Origin of the sequence: Streptomyces sp. NPDC000345 (genome assembly GCF_042898825.1) — a bacterium.
GTDB lineage: Bacteria > Actinomycetota > Actinomycetes > Streptomycetales > Streptomycetaceae > Streptomyces.
This window is the reverse complement of the sequence record NZ_JBIAZE010000013.1, coordinates 1-20,011: the sequence shown is the minus strand read 5'-3', so window position 1 is coordinate 20,011 and position 20,011 is coordinate 1. Positions and strand designations below refer to the sequence as shown.

Here is a 20,011-nt window from a genome sequence, read left to right as displayed (position 1 = left end):
CAAAGGAGGCGCACCGGTGCCATCGCCGCAACAGGCACGCGCACAGGCATCAGCGATCACCTCGGGCAAGACGGATCCGGAAGCGGAGGTGTCCCCGACCTCCCGGCTCAGGGCCCTCTTCGACGGACCCCATCTTTCCCCGGGGCAGCGACGCATCGCCCAGTATCTGATCGAGCACATCACCGAGGCGGCGTTCCTGTCGATCACCGACCTCGCCGACCGGGTCGGGGTCAGCCAGCCCTCGGTGACCCGGTTCGCCGCGGCCGTCGGCTTCAGCGGCTACCCCGCGCTGCGCGAGAAGCTCCAGTCGATCGCGCTCGGGACGCTGGCCGGCCCCGCCCCGGACGAGGTGAACCGGAGCAACGAGCTGCAGGCGGCGGTCGACGCGGAGATCGAGAACCTGGAGAACCTGCGGCGCGACTTCGCCGACCCCGACCGGGTCATCGAGATCGGCCGGGCGCTGTCGCAGTCGACCCCGCTGACCGTCCTGGGCCTGAGGATCTCCGCCTCGCTCGCCGAGTACTTCGACTACGCCGCCCGCCGCGTCCACCCGGACGTACGGCTGGTGACCCGGGGCGGCAGCGTCGCCTACGACGCGCTGCTGCAGTCCCGGGAGGCCGGCGGGACCTGGGTGCTGGCGTTCTCGATGCCCCGGCACGCGCAGGAGACCCTGACGGCGCTGCGGGTCGCGCGCAGCGCCGGTCTGAAGGTCGCGCTGGTCACCGATCTGGCGCTGGGCCCCGTGGCCGACGAGGCCGACGTCACCTTCGCCACGGGCACCGGCTCGCGGCTGGTGTTCGACTCCTACGCCGCCCCCGGGGTGATGGCCGCCGCGCTGCTCCAGGCCATGACGGACGCCGGGCCGGAGCGCACCCAGGCGCGCCTGGAGGAGTACGAGCAGATCGCCGAGCAGCACCAGTTCTTCCTGCGCGAGTGACCCACCGGACCGACCGGGCCGCGTAGGCCACCCCCCTCCCCCGTACAGACGCAGGGGGACCATTGCGGTCAAATCACGCATGAATGTTTTCATACGTCTTGCAAACCAGTCGGCATATATAAATACTGCTCACGGCCGCACCCGCCCGCGAAGGGCTCCTGAACGGGCACCCGAAGCCGTCGTCCCCTACCCACGTCGGCGCTGAGGGTGCTCGGGGCATCGCCAGCGCGAGCGCCCGTGGCGGCCCCGGTCATCCCCTAGACCGGGGCCGCCCCACACAACGTCGGACCACCCGTCCCGACGCCGTACACCCGGAAGCGATGACCATGACTCTGACGACGACGCAGCGCATCAGCCCGGACTGGCCGTGCCAGGTCAAGACCCCCGGCAGTTACGACTGGGAGCGCTCGGCCGCGAAGTGGCTGCGCGAACTGGTGCCCGCGCGCTACGCGAGCTACCCGGTGCTGCTGCGTCACCCGGTGCTGCTCGCCCGCCACGCTCAGATCCAGGTCCAGCAGGAGATCCGGGTGGCCCGCACCGCGCTGCAGACGGCCCGCGCGGACCTGCCCCGGCTGGGCATGCCCGAGTCGGTCATCGAACACACCATCAAGCTGTACGCCGCCGAGCTCATGCAGCTCCAGCACATCGCCCGCAGCGTCCGCGCCGTCACCCAGGGCCTGGTCGAGCACGGCTCCGGCCGCTGAACGACACCGTCCGTTCCGGCATCGTCGCTGACGGGGGCGTTGCCGCAAGGCCGCGATCGATTCCACGTCCGTGTGCCATGCTCAAGGCGTGACGAGCGAACCCGCCCTGCCCCTCGGGTCCGGTGACGTGCCCGACATGGCCGCCCTGACCCGGGTCGTGGCGCGCCAGCGGGCCGAGATGGACCGGCTCCAGGAACTGGCGGCTTCCTCGGCCGTACTGGAGCGGGCCAAGGGCGCCGTGATGGCGCAGCTCGGCTGTTCCCCGGACGCCGCGCTGGAGGCACTGCAGCTGCGGGCCAAGGCCGCCCGGCGGACGCTGCTGGAGGAGTGCTGGATCACGCTCGGCTCCCTGGCCCCGCCGCCCGCGGGCGGCGCCCCGCGGCCGTCCGCGGCCGCCGCCGTCCAGGACGAGCCGCTCCCGCGCCCGGACGAGGCCGGTTCGGCGGCCCTGGGCCGTCTCGCCCGGGCCCTCGTGCGCGTGGGCACCTCGCAGGATCTCGCCCGCTGCCTGCTCGACCGGCTCTCCCCGGACGTGGGCGCCGACGCGGTCATGATCTACGCGCGGCTGCCGAGCGGCGGGCTGGAACTGATCGGGCACGCCGGCGTCGACGACATCCTGGCCCGGCAGTGGAGCCGGGTGCCGCCGCTGGCCGGGATCGCCGCGCTGGACGCCCTGGCCACCGGCGAGGCGCGCTGGCTGGAGAACCCGGAGGCGGACAGCAGACGGTACCTGCTGATCGGGGACCCGCCCCGGCGGTGGGGCTCGCGGGCCTGGCTGCCCGTGGCCACCGGGGAGACGACCGCGGTCGCGATCGGTGTCCTGCGCCGCCACGAGGGCCCGTTCACGCCCGATGCGCGCGAGCACCTGCTGGCCGCCGCGCGACTGTGCGCGGGCCCGTTGCGCACGTTCGGCGTCCGGCGGGAACCCGGCGTCGGCGCCGCCGCGGACGCCGTGCAGACGGTGTTCGACCGGCTGCCGGTCGCCGCGGTGCTGCTCACCCCGTTGCGCGGGGCGGCGGGCACCGTCGAGGACTTCAGGATCGAGGCCGTGGCCGCCGACACCTCGGACTCCTTCGGCCGCGGCGGCCGTGAACTGCTCGGCCTGCGCTTCCTGGAGTGCTGGCCGGCGGCGGCGGACGAACCGCTGTGGCAGGGGTGCCTGAAAGCGCTGGCGGGCGACGAGCCGTACGAGAGCGAGCCGTTCGCCCGGCAGCAGGTCGTCGCCGGGGTCAGCGAACTGGCCACGTACACGGCGCGGGTGGCGCGGCTGGGCGACGGACTGGTCGTCAGCTGGATCCGGCACGACCCCTCGGACCGCCAGGAGCAGCGGCTGGCGGACGTGCAGCGGCTGGGCAACCTCGGCTGGGCCACCTGGAACCTCACCACCGGCGAGGGGAACTGGTCCTCCCAGGTCTACGCCATCCTCGGACGCGACGCCGCGCGCGGGCCCGTGCCGCTGACCCAGCTCCCCCGGGTCGCGGTGCCCGAGGACGTGCCCGCGCTGGCCCGTGCCGTGGGGGAGCTGGTGCGGGAAGGGCGGCCGTGCGACGTGCCGTTCCGGGTCGCGGCCGGTGACGGCAACCGTCATCTGCGGGTGGTCGCCGAGGCGGTGGCGGACGCCGAGGGCACCCCCGTCGAGGCGCACGGCTTCATCCAGGACGTCAGCGCCCAGCGCAGCGCCGAACTCGCCCTCGTCGCCAGTGAGCGGGCGATGCTCACCCAGCACGGCGTGCTGATGGCCGAGCGCACGGTCGCGGCCCGGCTCCAGGACGCCCTCCTTCCGCTGCCGAAGCAACCCGTGTGGCTGGCCGGCCTGCGGGTCGACATCGCCTACCTGCCCGCGCAGTCGGGGCTCAGCGTGGGCGGCGACTGGTTCAGCGCCATCGAACTGCCCGACGGGGACGCGTTGTTCGTGGTGGGCGACGTCGCCGGGCACGGCATGGACGCCGTCGCCGCGATGGCCCTGCTCAGGTTCACCGCCAAGGGCATGGTCATCACCGGTTCGTCGCTCACCGGGGCGCTCGCCCGCCTCAACACCCTGCTGCTGCACTCCCGCGACCCGCACGGCACGGCGACCCTGGTGCTGGCCCGCTACAGCCCGCGCGAGGGGCGGCTGGTGTGGGCGCAGGCCGGTCACCCCCCGCCGCTGCTGCTGCGCGGCGGCGAGGCACGTTACCTCGAGCGGCCCCGCGGCATCCTGCTCGGCGCGAGCGACCACCCGCGCTACGAGGAGGCCGAGTGCCGCCTCGCACCCGGTGACCGGCTGGTGCTGTACACCGACGGGCTCGTCGAACGGCCCGGGGAGAGCATCGACCGGGGCCTGGAGAGGCTCGCCCTGGCCGCCGCGCCGCCCGGCCCCGGCGGACCGGCCCCGCTGGAGCGGCTGCTCGGCCTGCTGCTGGAGCCGGAGGGCCGGGACGACGTGTGCGTGCTGGACATCCAGGTGCCGCGGGACGGCGGGGAGTGACCCGGCCGGCCCCGGTGGGCGCTCGGTCGTCGCGTGGCTCTTCGGCCCGACGTGGCGGGGTGCCGAACGCGCGCCACATCGCCGTCCGCCCCCGTTCTGGAGGCTGCGCCCCGTCATCCGCCGGTGCGTGACTCCAGGGCCTCGCGGGTGTCGTCGCCGTAGACGCCGTCCTCGTCGCCGCGGATCCCGTACCAGAGCTGGAAGCGGGCCACGGCCTCGGTGAGGACGGTGTCGTAGCGGCCGTCGGTGGCGCCGTCGCGGTACACGTCCGGGATCTTCAGCAGCCGCTGCTGGAGATCGGTCACCTCGGGCCCGCTGTCCCCCTCCCGGAGGGTGCCGGCGCCGTCGGGGTCGGTGGACGGGGACGAACTCTCCGCCTGGGTGGCGGTCTGCGTCGGCTGGACGGTCTCCGCGGCCGCCTCACCGCCCCGGCCCGGCACCAGGAGCGCGGCGGCGAAGCCGACGAGCGCGGCGGCGCACACACCGACCGTGATGGCCGCCCGGCGCAGCCCGGTCCCGGAGCCGTCCTCGTCGCGCGCCCGCGCGCCACCCGCTGCGGGCGCCGCTCCCTGGGCGTGGCGCCGCCACCGGCCCGCCCCGCCGGGTGCCGCCCCCGCAGCGGGGGCACCCGCCGGGCCGGCTCCCGTGCCGGCCCGCCCGGGAAAGGACCCGTACGGGTAACCGGCGGCGGGACGGGCCGCCCCGGAGCCGTGGGGGTGGCGTGGGCCCGGCCCCGGGCGACGCGCGCCGCGCGGCCCGGAAGAGGGCCCCGGCAGGTCGTGACCGGCCGCGCGGTCGCGGCCCGGGGGCGGTGACGCGGGTGTCCGCCCGTGTGTCCCGCCGGGGGCCGCCGCGTACCGGCCGGCGTCGTCCTGCGCCCAGTCCCGGCCGCCGCCGGGATCCGCCGCGTATCCGTGCCCGCCGCCCTCGTCGGCCCGGAACCCGCCGCCGTCCGTCGCCCGCCCGGGTCCGGCCGCCCGCCCCGGCGCGCCGCCCCGCTCCGTCGCGGGCGCGTGACCGAAGGCCCCGTCCCGGTGACCCTCCTGCTCCGTCCCGGCGCCGGACCCGGATACCCAGTCCCGGTGGCCGTCGTCTCCCGTCACGGACCCGTGCCCGGGCGTCCGGCCCCCGAGGCCGCCCTGCTCCGCCCCGGACCCGGGCCCTGACGTCCAGTCCCCCGGCCCGCCGTGATCTGCCACGGCCCCATGCCCGGACGCCCAGTCCCGCGGGCCGCTCACGGACCCCGGTCCGGACGCCCAGTCCTCGGCGGTGACCGGTTCCGTCGGGGGGCCGGTGTCCTCGGGGGCGGCCGTCGTGGTCCGGGGGCCGCCCGGCGGCGGTGTGGGGTCGGCCGCCCAGGGGTCCGTCGGCGGGAGTTCCTCCGTCTCCGCCCCACCGCCGGCGGCCGGTTCGGCCGCCAGGGGGATGGACTCGTAGGAGACCGGGTCCTTGGTCAGCTCGGTCATCTCGCGGAACAGTTCCGCCAGGGCATCGGTGTTGCGGGGCCGCAGCACCCGGATGGGCTCCACGACCCGTCGTTCCTGCGGCTGCCCCGGTTCGGCCGGTGTCGGCACCCTGGATCTCCCTCCGTTCCGTTCCCCCGCGGAGAGATACGGGCGGACGGGCGAACGGGTTCAGCCGGCGAGGAAGCGCCGCAGGGAACGCGTGGTCGCGGCGACGAACGCGTCCCGGGCCGTGTCGTCGAGGGCGTCCAGGGAGAGGTAGGGGTTGAGGTCCTCCAGCTCGACCAGCAGCAGCTCGCCGCCGGGAGCGCGGCAGGCGTCGACGCGCTGGATGCCGTGCGCCAGGCCGTTCCAGTCGATGAAGCGGCGGGCGAACTCCAGGTCGCGGGACGTGGGTCCGTACGGCTGGAGCTGCCAGCGGCGGTCGGGGTCCGGGGCGTGCAGGGCGTACTGGAAGTCGTGGTCCACGAAGTAGAAGGAGACCTCGTACGCGAAGTCGACGCACGGCTGGACGAGGACGCTGCCGTCGGCCAGGGCGGGGAGGCGGTCGGGGGTGACGATCCGCAGGCCTATGGAGTCGGCGCCCAGCTTGGGCTTGACGACGTACCGGTCGGTCCCGGGGAGCAGGTGCAGATCCTCGGCGCGGTCGACCGTGGGGATCACCGGAAAGCCCTCGGCGCTCAGGTCGAGAAGGTACTGCTTGCCGGCCATGTCGGCGCGGCCGGTCAGCGGGTTGTACACGCGGACGCCGTCCCGTAGGGCGCGCTCACGGAAGGCCTCGTACTGCTGCCGGTAGCCGAGCACGGGGCCGCTGTTGCGGACGACCACCGCGTCGAAGGCGCCCATCAGGGCCTCCGCGTCCAGGGGGTGGCACAGGGCCAGGTCGAAGTCGGCGCGCAGCCGGGAGGTGAGGAAGACGTCCTCGTCGCCGTAGCGTCGGCCGCGGGCGGGGTAGGCCAGGTCGGTGACGTAGAGGAGGCGGGGGCGGGCGGACGGCACGGGGTCTCCTCTGAGCTGGGCTGCGGTGCGCAAAGGGTACGACGGGGTGCGCGGGACTCCTGCGGGGAGGGGGACGGACGGGTCGTACGATGACAGGACCGTCGTTTTTCTCCTGAAGGGCCCGACGACTCCCGTGACCACCGCAACACTTCTCGACGGCAAGGCCGCCGCGGCCGACATCAAGAACGAACTCGCCCTCCGCGTCCAGGCGTTGAAGGAGCGCGGCATCACCCCCGGGCTCGGCACGATCCTCGTCGGCGACGACGCGGGCAGCCGTTCCTACGTGGGCGGCAAGCACCGGGACTGCGCACAGGTCGGCATCGCGTCGATCCGGGTGGAGCTCCCGGCCGACGCCTCGCAGGCCGACGTCGAGGCCGCGGTGCTGCGGCTGAACGCCGACCCGTCGTGCACCGGCTTCATCGTGCAGCTTCCGCTGCCCGCCCACATCGACACGCACGCCGTGCTGGAGCTGATCGACCCGGTCAAGGACGCCGACGGCCTGCACCCGACCAATCTGGGCCGGCTGGTGCTGGGCATCCCGGCGCCGCTGCCCTGCACGCCGCGCGGCATCATCGACCTGCTGCGCCGCAACCATGTGCCCATCACCGGGCAGCAGTTCTGCGTCATCGGCTGCGGTGTGACGGTGGGCCGGCCGCTGGGCCTGATGCTGACCCGTGCCACCGAGCACGCCACGGTGACCCTGTGCCACGAGGCCACCCAGGACGTCGCCGCGCACGCCCGGGAGGCGGACGTCGTGGTCGCCGCCGCCGGAGTGGCCCATCTGGTGCGGCCCGACTGGATCAAGCCGGGTGCCACCGTGCTGTCGGTGGGCCTGACCCGCACGGTCGAGGGCGTCCTCGGCGACGTCCACCCGGACGTCGGTGACGTCGCCGGCTCCTTCGCCCCGCCGATCGGCGGCGTCGGTCCGATGACCCGCGCGATGCTGCTGACGAACGTCGTCGAGGCGGCCGAGCGGCTCTGACACCCTGCCCGGCACCGCGTGCCAGGCACTCAGTTCCCTGACGAGAGGGAACTGAGTGCCATCGCGGGGTCTCGGGTGTTACGTTCCCGTCCATGAGCGCCACTGAGAAGGCGGAGGCCAAGCCGCCCATGCGGGACGCCCTGGTCGCGGCGGCCTTCCGGCTGTTCCTGGAGCGGGGCTACGAGCAGACCACCGTCGACGACATCGTGGCCCTCGCGGGCGTCGGGCGGCGGTCCTTCTTCCGCTACTTCCCCTCCAAGGAGGACGTGGTCTTCCCCGACCACGAGCGGTGCCTGGCCGACATGACCGCCTTCCTCGCCGCGAGCGAGGAGGACGCGGAGCCGGTGCGCCGTGTGTGCGACGCGGCCCGGCTCGTGCTGCTGATGTACGCCGAGAACCCCTCCTTCTCCGTGCAGCGCTACCGGCTCACCAAGCAGGTGCCGGGACTGCGCGCGTACGAGCTGTCCGTGGTGTGGCGCTACGAACGCGCCCTCGCCGCCTATCTGCGGGGCCGCTTCGCCGGCCGGTCCGACGGCAGTCTGCGGGCCGACGTGATCGCCTCCGCCGTGGTCGCCGCGCACAACAACGCCCTGCGGTCCTGGCTGCGTTCCGACGGCCAGGGCGACGCGACCGCGACCGTGGACCACGCACTGGCCTATGTGCAGTCGGCGTTCGGGGCGGGCCCGAACCCCCCGCCCGCGCCTCGCGCTGACGTACGGCCGGAGGACCCCGACGACGTCGTCGTCGTCGTGTCCCGGCGCGGGGCGCCCCTGTGGCGGGTGGTGCAGGAGATCGAGACGACGCTCGGCCGGACGTAGCCCGGGACGGGATCCGGGGCGCGCACTCCTCGGATATTGGGGGTACGCAGTGCCTTTACGCCTGGCACTGAGTGCCATACTCTGAGCCCGTGCACGGTGGCACGGTGAACCGCGCACGTCCGTGCACGGGTGAGCCGCGCACATGGATTCCGGGCCCAGGGCAGGGAGTTGACCAGCGTGTACCACCACTCAGGAACCGCCGTTCAGCAGGCAGCCGGCTCCTCGGCGGGCCTGCTCGACCGCGCGAAGGGCGACGGCGAGGCGATCCTCTTCCAGCGCTGCACCTGGTGCGGCACCGCCATGTACCACCGGCTGCTGTGTCCGGTGTGCCAGGGCAGCGACCTGCGTACGGAACGCAGCGAGGGCACCGGGACGGTCCGTCATTCCACCGTGGTCCACCGCAACACCCCCTCCGCGCGCAATGTGTCGCTGGTGGAGATGGCGGAGGGGTTCGTGGTGCGCGGCCGGGTCATGGGCCCGCTCATCGGCATCCACAGCGGCGACCGCGTGCGCCTGTCCACGGTGAAGGACCCGGTGCGCGGCGAGCCCGTGTTCCAACTGGTCGACGAGCCCTACCGGGCCTGGCACCACTGACGGCTGCCCGCCGCACCACGCGCTGAACCCGGGGTACGGACCCGTCCGCCGGCCCCCGGGCACGACATCCCTCACGCGCACCGGCCGCCCGAGGCTCTCCTCGACCTCCACCTCCCCCTCCAGCCCGCGCTGCTGTCGACCATCAACCGACAGCCCTCCCTGGGCGAGTACGGGGTCGCCGGCGGCCGCCCCGAAGGTCCGGGCGCGGTGACCGGTGCCGACGACTGCCTTGCCCGGGTGGGGAGTTCGGCTCATGAGGTGTCCGGATTCTTGTCGTCCACGGACGGATTCCGTCGTCACAGGCAACCCACAGATCCCGTATCCCTTCCTCCGTGGCGTGAGGCGCTCCCGGAACAGACGGGGCGCCCGCGCTCGAAGTGTGAGGAGGGGACCCTTGACCCATGCCCGTCGCATAGGTGTCACCGCCGTGGCCGTGCTCGCGGCACTGGCGGGATCACCGGGACCGGCCCAGGCCCAGCAGCCGCCCGGCACGACGTCGGCGGCGTCCGACAGCGAGCTGCCGCCGGGATGGCGCGTCAGCGGCGAGGGCGCGACGCGTGAGCTGGTCTGGCGGTCGGAGCGGACCGTGCCCATGGGGGACGCCCGGGTGGAGTTCCACGCGGGCGGCCGGCTGCTCGGCGTACCGAAGGCGGCCGGGGACGGCCGCACCTTCCGGCTCACCCTCGACCGGGCCGCACCGCTGAAGGACCTGCGGGTCCTGGCGGCCGGACGCCGGCTGGACGCGCCCGCCGACGGCTCCGGCGCGGCCGCGCGAAACTCCCTGGCCGCCGCGCGGCCCCCGGCCGCGCCCCCGGCGAACCCCGTCGACCCCGGCAAGCCGGGCGCGTACCGCACGGTCACCGGTGAGTACGACCTCGACCCGGTGAAGCTGCCCGGCTTCGCCCAGCCGGTCGAGATGCAGGCCGTGGTCGTCGCGCCGAAGGGCGCCACCGGCAAGCGGCCGCTCGCGCTGTTCCTGCACGGCCGGCACGGCACCTGCTACAAGCCCGGCGGCGACGACGCCACCGGCGACTGGCCCTGCCCGGCGGGCCTGAAGTCCGTCCCGAGCTACAAGGGCTATCTGCAGGACCAGAAGCTGCTGGCCTCGCAGGGCTATGTGACGGTGTCGATCTCCGCCAACGGCATCAACGGCCAGGACTGGGCGGCCGAGGACGGCGGCGCGCAGGCCCGCTCCTCGCTGGTGCGGCAGCACCTCGCCCGGTGGGCCGGCTGGGCCGACCGTCAGGGCAACGCCCCGGCGGTGGTGCGCGACGCGCCCGAGGCCGACCTCTCCCGCGTCCTGCTCGTCGGCCACTCGCGCGGCGGCGAGGGCGTCAACCGCGCCGCGATGGACAGCCTCTACCCGGCACCCGCCGCACAGGACGGCTACCGCGGGCCGGTCCGCTGGAAGATCCGCGGCACGGTGCTCATCGGACCGACGATCTTCGGCCAGAATCCGGTCGCCGACGTCCCGTCCACGACCATCCTGCCCGGCTGCGACGGCGACGTCTCCGACCTCCAGGGCGAGGTGTACGCCGACGGCACGCGCGGCATCAGCAAGGGCGCCGCCCTGCACAGCGCCGTGTACGTGGTCGGCGCGAACCACAACTTCTTCAACACCGAGTGGACGCCGGGCAAGTCGCAGGCGCCCTCCTTCGACGACTTCTGGGACGACCCGGAGGGCGAGCGCGACCCGGTGTGCTCCGCCGGGACCCGTACCCGGCTGACCGCCGACCAGCAGCACAAGGCCGGCGCCACCTACATCGCCGCCTCGGCCCGGCTGTTCGTCGGCGGCGACGACCGGGTGCGCCCGCTGCTCGACGGCACCGGGCGGCGCGCTCCCTCGGCCGACCCGGCGCGGGTGCTGACCCACGCGGTCGGCGCCCGCCGCACCGGCGGGTTCCTGCCCGACGCCGGCGTGAAGGTGACCGGCGCCAAGCTGTGCGCGGCGACCGACCCGGACCCGGCCAAGGCCTGTCTGAGCGAGGACGCCGGGGGGACCTCACCCCACTTCGCCTGGTGGGTGACGGCGAAGGAGGCCGGCCGCGGCGCGGTCGCGCTGAAGTGGTCGGCGCCCGGTACGGCGGCGAGGGTCACCCCCACGAAGCCGCTCTCCCTGTCCGGCGCGAAGAACCTGGCGCTGCGCGTCTTCGTGCCGCCGAACACCACGGGCACCAAGCTGGACGTGTCGGTCACCGACTCCGCCGGCCGCCGGGCCAGGCTCGGGCAGGTCAAGGTCGACGGACTGCCCGGCACCGAGCGCACCGCCTCCTACTGGGCGCGCGAGGTGCGTGTCCCGCTGACCGCGGCCACCCGCGGCGGGTTCGATCTCAAGCACGTCAAGGCGCTCGAACTGACTCCGCGTTCCCGGTCGGGGCGGGCCTGGCTGATGGACGCCTGGGGCTGGGCGCCCGGCACCCCGGCCGTGCGTGCCGCGGCGCTGCCGCGCGTCGACATCGGCCGGCTCAGGGTCAAGGAGGGCGACTCCGGCACCCGCACGTACCACATTCCGGTCAAGGTCTCCGGGCACGGCAGCGGCAAGGTCCGCTTCTCCGTCCTGGACCCGGAGTCCGGCCGGGCCGTGGACAAGCTGGTCACGGTACGCCCCGGCAGCACCCCCGTCGACGTGCCCGTGGTGGTGAAGGGCGACACGCGCTTCGGCTACGACCAGCAGCACGACCTCGTCGCCAAGGCCGTACGGGGCGCGGTCGTCGGCTCCTACCTCGGCGGGGTCGTCGCGGAGAACGACGACCCCGCGCCCGAGGTCACCCTGACCCCGGTCACGGACAAGGTCACCGAGGGCGGGACGCTGACCTGGCGGCTCTCCCTCTCCGCGCCGGCCGACGTGGACATCTGGCAGCCCGCCCGGGTGCTGCCCGTCACGGAGGGCACGGAACTGTCCACCAAGGACGTGGACCCGCAGTGGCTGATGGACTACGCGGGTGAGGCGCCCGACCCGGAGCGTCCGCTGTCCCAGGCGAACCTGTGGGTGTGGACGCAGATCCCGGCCGGGACCACCACCGCCCGGTTCATCGTGCCGACGGTGAAGGACCAGCTGGCCGAGCCGGTCGAGTCGGTGCGTCTGGCGCTGACCGACGACAACGCCGAGCCGCTGCCCGGCCACCCCGCGCAGACGGGGACGGTGACGGACGCGCCGTAGGCCGCGCCGTAGGAGAAGGGGGGCACGGGCCGGCCGGTCCGTGCCCCCTCACCCGTTCACAGGGTCACGCGGATCCCGACCGTCCCGTCGAGCCCTCGCCGCAGCCGGCTGCCCAGGAGCGTCATACGCCCCAGGAGGCCGTACTTGCGGGCGATCAGGGTGCGGTAGCGGGCGGTGGTCTCCGGGTCGCAGATCTCGGCGGTGGCCGGGATCTGCTCGCCGGTGGGGTTGCCGCGCACGTCGCAGGGGCCGACCAGGACGTCACCGCGGGCCCGGATCCGCTTCACCTTCCAGGCGTCGGCGGCCGACCAGGCGCCGAGCGCGTCTCCGTCCCGCACCACCCAGACCGGGGTCGCGACCCCGGTCCCGTTCTTGCGGTAGCTGGTGATCAGCAGGTACTTACCCTCACCCAGCCGGTCGAGCGCCTTCTCGTCCATGTCCGGCAGTCTAGGCCGCGGTCGGTGCCACCACCCGCGGCGGCGTCGGGTCGTGCCGGGATCAGCGCAGGGCGGCGGCCATCCGGCGCACGCCCGCGGTGAGGATCTCCGGCGAGGTGGCCAGATTCAGCCGTACGTGCCCGGCCCCACCGGTGCCGAACTCGGATCCGGAGCTCAACGCCACCCGTCCGCGTTCGAGGAACACCCCGGCCGGGTCGTCCCCGAGGTCCAGGGCCCGGCAGTCCAGCCAGGCGAGGTAGGTGCCCTCCGCGGGCCGGTACCGGACGCCGGGAAGGTGCTCGGCCAGCAGGGCGGCGAGCAGGCGCCGGTTGGCGTCGAGGCCGGTCAGCAGGGCGTCCAGCCAGGCGGTGCCGTCGCTCAGGGCGGCGGTGTGGGCGAGGACGCCCACATGACTGGCACCGTGCCGGACCTCCTCGGGCAGCCGGGCCAGATCGGCGGCGGCCCCGGGGCCCGCCACGGCCAGGGCCGCCTTGAGGCCGGCCAGGTTCCACGCCTTGGACGCCGACATCAGCGACAGGCCGTTGCCCGCGCCAGGCACGCTGAGGTAGGGCACGAAATCGACACCGGCGGCGGTGACCGGGGCATGGATCTCGTCGACCACGACACGGACGCCGTACCGCTCGGCGAGGGCGGCGACGGCGGCCAGTTCCCCGGCGCTGTGCACGGTGCCGGTGGGGTTGTGCGGGCTGCACAGCAGATGGGCGGGCCGCCCGCCGCCCGCGACGGCCCGCCGGTAGGTCTCCTCCAGGACGCCGAGGTCGAGCCGGCCGTCCGTGCCGAGCGGCGCCTCGGCGATCCGGCGGTCCAGATGGGTGATGAACGGGAAGAACGGCGGATACACGGGCGGGTTGACGACGACCGGATCGCCGGGCCCGGTCACCAGCTTGAGCATCTCGACGACGCCCAGCATCACGTCCGGCACGATCGAGGTCCGCTCGACGGCGAGCCCGTGCCACCCCCACCGCTTGGCGGCGAAGCCGGCCAGCGCCTCCGCGTAGCCGGTGCCCGCCGGATAGCCGGTGTCGCCGAGCTCCATGGCCTCCGTGACCGCGCGGACCACGGGCGCGGCGAGCGGCACGTCCATCTCCGCGACCCACAGCGGAAGGACGTCGGCCGGATAAGTGCGCCATTTCATGCTCGTACGACATCGCAGACGCTCGAGGGTGACGGCGTGAAAAGGGTTTGGTCCACCGGCGGTTTCGTGCGGGATCCTGGTCATGGGGCACAAGATAGGGGGCCGCGGTGTGACCTGGGATCGGGTGAACGGGACATCCCTGGAAGTGGCGTGCGACGAGTCCGGCTCGGACGGCGAGAATCTCACCGGCGGCAACACGGACGTGTTCGCGCACGCCAGTGTGCGGCTGCCGATGGAATGCGCGGCCGCGCAGGTCCAGGAAATCCGCGGCCGAATCCGTTCGCCCGCCGAGGAGTACAAGGCGAACCATCTGCTGCGGGAGAAACACCGGGCGGTCCTGGAATGGCTGCTGTCGGAATCCGGCCCGCTGTACGGGCACGCCCATGTGCACCTGGTCGAGAAGGCCTTCTTCGTCGTCGACCGGACCGCGGGTCTGCTGCTCGACGCCCCGGAGGCGGCCGGTGAGCTCTTCCGCGAGGGGCGGCGCACTTTCACGGAAGGGGAATGGCGGGATTTCCTGGGAGCGGCCAACCGACTGCTGCGGGTGCGGCCCGGAGAGGGGCCTCAGGACCCCGTCGACGCCTTCTTCCGCACGGTCGGCACCCTGCGGCGGACGTATTCCGGGACGCGGGCCGCGGACCTTCTGGCGCGACTGGCAGCCGAGCGGTGCCGTGCGGTCGCCTACCGCGACGGGATCGGGGCCGGACCGGCACCTCTCATTCCGCTTCTCAATCCCCTGCTGCCCTCCGTCCTGCGCACGGCGGCGCACTGGAGCCGCGGCGGGCGTCCGGTCCGGCTGGCCCACGACCGGCAGAACATGCTCACGCCGGAGCGGATCGCCTGGATCGAGGACGCGGCGGAGCGGGAGGGCATCGGGCTCACCGGGCTGCGGCTCGTCGTCGCGCGCGACGACGCGCGGGTGCAGCTCGCCGACTTCCTCGCCGGGATCGCCCGCAAGGTCGCCTCCGACGAGCTGAACGGGCACGGCGACCCCGCGCTCACCGCGCTGCTGCGCCCCTACACCGGCGGATCGGCCGTGTGGGGCGACGCGCGCAGCTGGGCGCTGCTCGGTCCGGCGCCGGAGGAATCCGGGGGTCCTGCCACCGACGTCAACACCCTTGTCTAGATTGCTGGTTGACGCACGTCATCCCTTCTCGCCGGAGCCGGTCCATGACAGAGCACAGCCGCATCGACATCACCCAGCCGCACACCGCCCGCATCTGGAACTACTGGCTGGGCGGCAAGGACAACTACGACGTCGACCGGGAGACCGGCGACCGGATCCGGGAGTTACACCCGGACATCGGCGCGTACGCCCGCGCCGACCGGCTCTTCCTGGGGCGGGCCGTGGAGCACCTGGTGACCGAGGCCGGCATCCGCCAGTTCCTCGACATCGGCACCGGTCTGCCGACCGCGGACAACACGCACGAGGTGGCCCAGCAGCTCGCCCCGGAGGCGCGGGTCGTCTACGTCGACAACGACCCGCTGGTGCTGGCGCACGCCCGTGCTCTGCTCACCAGCACGCCCGAGGGCCGCACCGACTACCTCGACGAGGACCTGCGCAACGCCGACGCGATCCTCGCCCACGCGGCCAAGACGCTGGACTTCGACCAGCCGGTCGCGCTGATGCTGCTCGGCGTGGTCATCTTCATCGGCGACGAGGAGGACCCGTACGGGCTGGTGCGCGGGCTGGTCGACCGGCTGGCGCCGGGGAGCCATCTGGTGCTGTCGCACACCATCACCAGCCCGGCGATGCCGGACGTGGACGAGGCCGTGAAGTTCTGGAACGAGCACGGCACGCCGAAGCTGACCCAGCGCACCCCCGACGAGGTGGCCCGCTTCTTCGACGGCCTGGAGCTGCTGGAACCGGGCGTGGTGTCGTGCTCGCGCTGGCGCCCCTCGGCCCGGTCGGCGGACGGCGTGGAGCCCGAGGAGGTCGCGATGTTCGGCGGGGTGGCTCGAAAACGCTGAGGTGATCGCCGGCACCGGGATGTGACCGCGTCCGCGCTGAACGCGGCCGGGGCTTCGCACGTATGGGGATGAGGGCACTCAACGACCGGAGGGCCCCGCGGTGTTGAGGCCGCACGTTCGGGGTTTCGGGAGCCAGGCATGAGGCACGTACGACGACGGATCGTCCGGCGAGTGACACGGCTGGCGGCAGTCGGCGGACTCCTTCTGGGCGGCACCATGGTCACCCAGGCGGCCATGGCGACCGAGACGCCCGCCGGCTCGGCGACGCCCCGCAGCGCGCCGGAGACCGTCGTCACCAATCCGGGCGCGGCGCTGGTCAAGAAGCTCGGCACCGCGCGTACGGCGGGCACCTGGCTCGACGAGGACGGGCAGCCGGTCGTCGCGGTCACCGACGAGGAGTCGGCCGCCGCGGTCCGGAAGGCGGGCGCCGAGGCGAAGCTCGTGAGCCACAGCATGAACGAGCTCAAGTCGGCGACGGCGACCCTGCGTTCGGCACCCAAGGTGCCCGGTACGGCGTGGGTGACCGACTACCGGACCAACGAGGTGGTCGTGCAGGCCGACAGCACCGTGTCGGCCTCCGACTGGGCGGAGCTGACGAACACAGCGGCGGACATCGGCAGTTACGTCCGTATGGAGCGCACCTCCGGCACGTTCACCACCCGCCTCAACGGCGCCCAGCCGATCCTGTCGACCGGCGGGCGCTGTTCGGCGGGCTTCAACGTGACCAACGGGACGAACGACTTCATCCTCACCGCCGGGCACTGCGGGCCGACCGGGTCGACCTGGTTCGCCGACAACACGGCCAAGCAGCAGGTGGGGCAGACGGTCAACCAGAGCTTCCCCGTCAACGACTTCTCGCTGGTGCAGTACGCGAGCGGCAAGGCCGGGGACGGGGCCGACGTGGTGGCGATCGGCGACGGCAACGGGGTGCGCATCACGGGCACCGGCGACGCGGCCGTCGGCCAGCGGGTGTTCCGCAGCGGCAGCACGACCGGGCTGCGCGACGGTCAGGTCACCGGGCTCGACGCGACGGTGAACTACCCGGAGGGCACGGTCAGCGGGCTGATCGAGACGAACGTGTGCGCCGAACCCGGCGACAGCGGCGGGCCGATGTTCTCGGAGGGTATCGCCCTCGGCATCACCTCGGGCGGCAGCGGTGACTGCACGACGGGCGGTACGACGTTCTTCCAGCCGGTGACCCGGGCGCTGGCTCAGCTGGGCGTGACGCTCATCGTGGCCGCGCCCTCGGACAACGCCGGGCAGGGCGCCGCCACTCCGTCCGATGCCCCCCAGCCGTCCGGCTCGCCCACCCAGGCGGCGATCGCGCCGGGTTCGGCCTCGCCGGGCTCGACCACCCCGGTGGGTGGCCTCGGTGACGGGGCGACCCTCGCCTCCCGGCTGACCGACCCGAGGAACATCGGTCCCGGTCTGCTGGTCATCGGCGGCAGTCTGGTCGCCCTGGTCGCGACCCGCTACATCCGCGCCGAACAGGACCGCAAGGCCTACCGGGAGTACTACTCGGCGACCTGGAGCTGAGCCCCGACGGACACCGCGGATCCCCCCGAGGAAAACGAAAAGGGCACCCGGCCAGGGTGCCCGCTTCGGTCTTCGAGGCTCTGCGGTCCTCGGGGAGCGTCAGACAGCGTCCGCCGGCTGCGGGGCCGCGGCGGCCCACTCCAGCACGAGCCGCTGGTACTCCTCACGCTGCTCGACGCTCAGTGTCCCGCCCGACCGCAGCCACAGGGCCCTGATCTCCTCGTTGACCTCGTCAGCCGAGCGATCGGAAACGGTTTCAACAGTGGTGGACATGCTGTGAAGCATACGGCTCCCGACGTGAAGGCCGTGTGAGTAAGTACGGATAATTCGGGCATTCCGTACCGTGTTGCTGATCACGTCGCCCGGTCAACCCCCAGCGGTCCGACGGGCCCCGAGCCGTCAGGTTCCCGGCTTGCGGCCGTAGACGAAGACGTCGTCGCCGTTCTTCAGCAGCGACCAGTACTTCTTGGCGGTGGTCGTGGTCATGTTGACGCAGCCGTGGGAGCCCGGCGGGTTCCACATGCTGAGGTTGACCGAGTGGAAGGCCTGGCCGCCGTCGAAGAACTGGCTGTAGGGCATCGGCACGTTGTAGATCGTGGAGACGTGGTCGATGTCACGCCAGTAGATCTTCTTCAGACCGGTGCGGGTCTCGTACCCGTTGCGGCCGGTGCGGACCGGGACCGGACCGTAGACGAGCCTGCTGCCGTCCTGGATCCAGCTGATCTGGAGAGTGAGGTTGACGCAGGCGATCCGGCCCTTGTCGGTCGGGCACTTGCCGGCCTTGTTCGGGTCGCTGCCCACCGCCTTCTGCTTGTTCATGAGGTCCATCACACCCCAGGTGACGGGACCCGCGTAGCCGATGTTCGGGGTGATGCCGTGCTTGTTCTGGAAGGCCTGGATGGCCCTGCAGTCGGCGGTCGACTGCCTGCCGTCGACGGGCCGGCCGAGGAACTTCTCGACCTGCTTCTGGTACGGCCCGGCCTGTGTGGTGCAGCTCGCGGCCTGGGCGGGTGCGGCGCCCAGCGCGAGCGTCAGCGGGGCCACCAGTCCGGTGACCCCGAGCGCGACGGCTCCTCGTCTGCGTATGTCCCCCATGGGTGCCCTCTTCCTGGCGCGGTGTGCGGTCTCGTCAACCTAGACCAGTGCACCGGGGCGATGGTTGTGGTATTGCTCAACCTGTGACGAAACGGTGAACTTCGTCTCACGACGCTCAGCGGTAGCCCGTCACGTCCGCCGGTTTTCCCGCGTCCTGGACCTCCGTCAGGTAGCGCCAGGCGTCCGGGCGGCTGCCGTCGAGGTCGGTGAAGCCGTAGACCGGGGCGAGGCCGCCGCTGGAGAGCGACCCGCCGTTGAAGCGGGCCACGTCGGGGTCGGCGGCGAGGGCGGCGACGGCCCGGCCGACGTATCGGGGCGTCTCGGAGATGGCGAAGTGGGGGACGCGGTCGAGGGCGTCGCGCCAGGTGTCCTCGGTCACTCCGAAGGTGTCGAGCATGATCTCCGAGCGCAGCCAGCCGGGGGTGAGCGCGACGGCGGTGGCGCCGCGCGGGCCGAGTTCGTGGCCGAGGGCGAAGGCCATGCGCAGCACGGACGCCTTGGCGAGGTCGTAGAAGAAGTTCACCCGGTACGTGTCGCGGTTGTACTCGGCGGTGCCGTCGGTCATCTCGACGACCAGGCCGCCGGGGTGGCGCAGCAGCAGCGGCAGGGCGTGGTGGCTGGTGACGGCGTGCGTCTCGACGGCGAGCCGGAGGAGCCTGAGGCCCTTGTCCAGGTCGTGCTCCCAGACCGGGGTGTCCCACTCGAAGAGGTGCTCGCCGCCCCAGATGTCGTTGACGAGGACGTCGAGCCGGCCCTGCTCGGCGTCGACACGGTCGACGAGGGCGCGGACCTGGCCGGGGTCGAGATGGTCGGTGGGGACGGCGACGCCCCGGCCGCCGGCCTCGGTGACCAGGTCGGCGGTGTCCTCGATCGTCTCGGGGCGGTCGTACTCGGAGCGGCGGGCCCGGGTGGTGCGTCCCGTCACGTAGACGGTGGCGCCGGCCGCGCCCAGTTCGACGGCGATCCCCCGCCCGGCACCTCGTGTCGCTCCGGCGACGAGCGCGACCCTGCCCTGCAGCGGACCCGGCATGTCCGGCCTCCCTTTCCCTGGCGAGTGGTGTCCCCTCGAGGGTGCCGGGGAAGCCGGACATCTCCTGTCGCCTTTTGTCAGTGGCCCCGCGCGATCCACTCGTCCAGGTGAGGGGCCTCGGCGCCGATGGTCGTGGCGTCCCCGTGCCCGGTGAGCACCTTCGTCTCGGGCGGGAGGCCGAGCAGCTTCTCGCGAAGGGACGTGATGATCGTCGGGAAGTGGCTGTACGACCGCCCGGTGGCCCCCGGCCCACCCGCGAAGAGCGTGTCGCCGCTGAACAGCACGCCGAGCCCGGGGTCGTACAGACAGACCGCGCCGGGCGCGTGCCCGGGGGTGTGCAGGACCGTCAGGTCGGCGCCGGCGGCCTCGATGACCTGGCCGTCGGCCAGATGGGCGTCGGGCTCGCGATCGGGGTGGGTGAGCTTCCACAACGGCAGGTCGTCGGGGTGCAGCCAGATGGTGGCGCCGGTCAGGTCCGCGAGGGCGGGCGCGGCGTCGATGTGGTCGTTGTGGGCGTGGGTGCACACGATGGCGGTCAGCCGCCGGTCTCCGACGGCCTCGGCGATGGCGGTGGCGTCGTGGGCGGCGTCGATGACGACGACCTCGTGGTCGTCACCGACGAGCCACACGTTGTTGTCCACGTCCCAGGTGCCGCCGTCGAG

18 protein-coding genes are annotated in these 20,011 nt (G+C 73.3%); 10 read left to right on the top strand and 8 right to left on the bottom strand.

From position 1 onward, the window contains the following. The first annotated feature begins 16 nt into the window (after positions 1-16). The 3 genes from ACFY30_RS28060 to ACFY30_RS28050 all read left to right on the top strand — a co-directional run bounded on the left by ACFY30_RS28060 (position 17) and on the right by ACFY30_RS28050 (position 4,108). Positions 17-937, top strand: a complete 921-nt coding sequence (locus ACFY30_RS28060; RefSeq protein WP_390847927.1) for a MurR/RpiR family transcriptional regulator — start codon at positions 17-19, stop codon at positions 935-937. Between the two features lie 320 nt (positions 938-1,257). Beyond that, positions 1,258-1,641 carry a hypothetical protein gene (locus ACFY30_RS28055; RefSeq protein ID WP_390656627.1) on the top strand — a complete coding sequence of 128 codons (384 nt, stop codon included), beginning with the start codon at positions 1,258-1,260 and terminating at the stop codon, positions 1,639-1,641. A gap of 136 nt (positions 1,642-1,777) precedes the next feature. After that, complete coding sequence (locus ACFY30_RS28050; protein WP_390848106.1) at positions 1,778-4,108, top strand: SpoIIE family protein phosphatase; 2,331 nt, start codon at positions 1,778-1,780, stop codon at positions 4,106-4,108. 113 nt (positions 4,109-4,221) lie between these two features. Here the strand turns inward: ACFY30_RS28050 and ACFY30_RS28045 are convergent, their stop codons facing one another. Both ACFY30_RS28045 and ACFY30_RS28040 read right to left on the bottom strand, forming a co-directional pair. Beyond that, positions 4,222-5,682, bottom strand: coding sequence for a peptidoglycan-binding protein (locus tag ACFY30_RS28045; protein WP_390847925.1), 1,461 nt, complete (start codon positions 5,680-5,682; stop codon positions 4,222-4,224). A 60-nt stretch (positions 5,683-5,742) separates the two neighbouring features. Continuing rightward, positions 5,743-6,570 carry a hypothetical protein gene (locus ACFY30_RS28040; protein WP_390847924.1) on the bottom strand — a complete coding sequence of 276 codons (828 nt, stop codon included), beginning with the start codon at positions 6,568-6,570 and terminating at the stop codon, positions 5,743-5,745. 133 nt (positions 6,571-6,703) lie between these two features. Between ACFY30_RS28040 and ACFY30_RS28035 the strand changes: the two genes are divergently transcribed. The 4 genes from ACFY30_RS28035 to ACFY30_RS28020 all read left to right on the top strand — a co-directional run bounded on the left by ACFY30_RS28035 (position 6,704) and on the right by ACFY30_RS28020 (position 12,124). Then, positions 6,704-7,552: a bifunctional methylenetetrahydrofolate dehydrogenase/methenyltetrahydrofolate cyclohydrolase gene (locus tag ACFY30_RS28035; protein ID WP_390847923.1), complete on the top strand. Its 849-nt coding sequence runs from the start codon at positions 6,704-6,706 to the stop codon at positions 7,550-7,552. 92 nt (positions 7,553-7,644) lie between these two features. Continuing rightward, a complete protein-coding gene (locus ACFY30_RS28030; protein WP_390847922.1) occupies positions 7,645-8,370 on the top strand; it encodes a TetR family transcriptional regulator in 726 nt (241 codons plus the stop codon). Between the two features lie 177 nt (positions 8,371-8,547). After that, on the top strand, positions 8,548-8,964 hold the full coding sequence (locus ACFY30_RS28025; RefSeq protein WP_390656622.1) for a Zn-ribbon domain-containing OB-fold protein: 417 nt from the start codon (positions 8,548-8,550) through the stop codon (positions 8,962-8,964). Positions 8,965-9,358: 394 nt separating this feature from the next. Then, entirely contained in the window at positions 9,359-12,124 is a 2,766-nt protein-coding gene (locus ACFY30_RS28020) for an alpha/beta hydrolase family protein (RefSeq protein WP_390847921.1), read from the top strand. A 56-nt stretch (positions 12,125-12,180) separates the two neighbouring features. On the opposite strand, the gene ACFY30_RS28015 is transcribed toward ACFY30_RS28020, so the two are convergent. Both ACFY30_RS28015 and ACFY30_RS28010 read right to left on the bottom strand, forming a co-directional pair. Next, positions 12,181-12,561: a PPOX class F420-dependent oxidoreductase gene (locus ACFY30_RS28015; RefSeq protein ID WP_390656620.1), complete on the bottom strand. Its 381-nt coding sequence runs from the start codon at positions 12,559-12,561 to the stop codon at positions 12,181-12,183. A gap of 61 nt (positions 12,562-12,622) precedes the next feature. After that, complete coding sequence (locus ACFY30_RS28010; RefSeq protein WP_390847920.1) at positions 12,623-13,801, bottom strand: MalY/PatB family protein; 1,179 nt, start codon at positions 13,799-13,801, stop codon at positions 12,623-12,625. Between ACFY30_RS28010 and ACFY30_RS28005 the strand changes: the two genes are divergently transcribed. From ACFY30_RS28005 to ACFY30_RS27995, 3 genes are all read left to right on the top strand, one after another. Next, complete coding sequence (locus ACFY30_RS28005) at positions 13,800-14,843, top strand: hypothetical protein (RefSeq protein ID WP_390847919.1); 1,044 nt, start codon at positions 13,800-13,802, stop codon at positions 14,841-14,843. The two genes, ACFY30_RS28010 and ACFY30_RS28005, sit on opposite strands and share 2 nt — an antisense overlap. 44 nt (positions 14,844-14,887) lie before the next feature. After that, the gene (locus ACFY30_RS28000) at positions 14,888-15,688 is read left to right on the top strand and encodes an SAM-dependent methyltransferase (protein ID WP_390847918.1); all 801 of its coding nucleotides are present in this window, start codon (positions 14,888-14,890) and stop codon (positions 15,686-15,688) included. A gap of 138 nt (positions 15,689-15,826) precedes the next feature. Continuing rightward, the gene (locus ACFY30_RS27995; protein WP_390847917.1) at positions 15,827-17,224 is read left to right on the top strand and encodes a S1 family peptidase; all 1,398 of its coding nucleotides are present in this window, start codon (positions 15,827-15,829) and stop codon (positions 17,222-17,224) included. 99 nt (positions 17,225-17,323) lie between these two features. On the opposite strand, the gene ACFY30_RS27990 is transcribed toward ACFY30_RS27995, so the two are convergent. The 4 genes from ACFY30_RS27990 to ACFY30_RS27975 form a co-directional block, all read right to left on the bottom strand. Next, positions 17,324-17,509, bottom strand: coding sequence for a hypothetical protein (locus ACFY30_RS27990; RefSeq protein ID WP_390656615.1), 186 nt, complete (start codon positions 17,507-17,509; stop codon positions 17,324-17,326). Positions 17,510-17,623: 114 nt separating this feature from the next. Next, positions 17,624-18,319: a L,D-transpeptidase family protein gene (locus ACFY30_RS27985; RefSeq protein ID WP_390847916.1), complete on the bottom strand. Its 696-nt coding sequence runs from the start codon at positions 18,317-18,319 to the stop codon at positions 17,624-17,626. 115 nt (positions 18,320-18,434) lie between these two features. Continuing rightward, positions 18,435-19,349, bottom strand: coding sequence for an SDR family oxidoreductase (locus ACFY30_RS27980; protein WP_390847915.1), 915 nt, complete (start codon positions 19,347-19,349; stop codon positions 18,435-18,437). A gap of 77 nt (positions 19,350-19,426) precedes the next feature. Further along, a partial coding sequence (locus ACFY30_RS27975) for an MBL fold metallo-hydrolase (RefSeq protein ID WP_390847914.1) occupies positions 19,427-20,011 on the bottom strand: 585 nt, incomplete at its 5' end.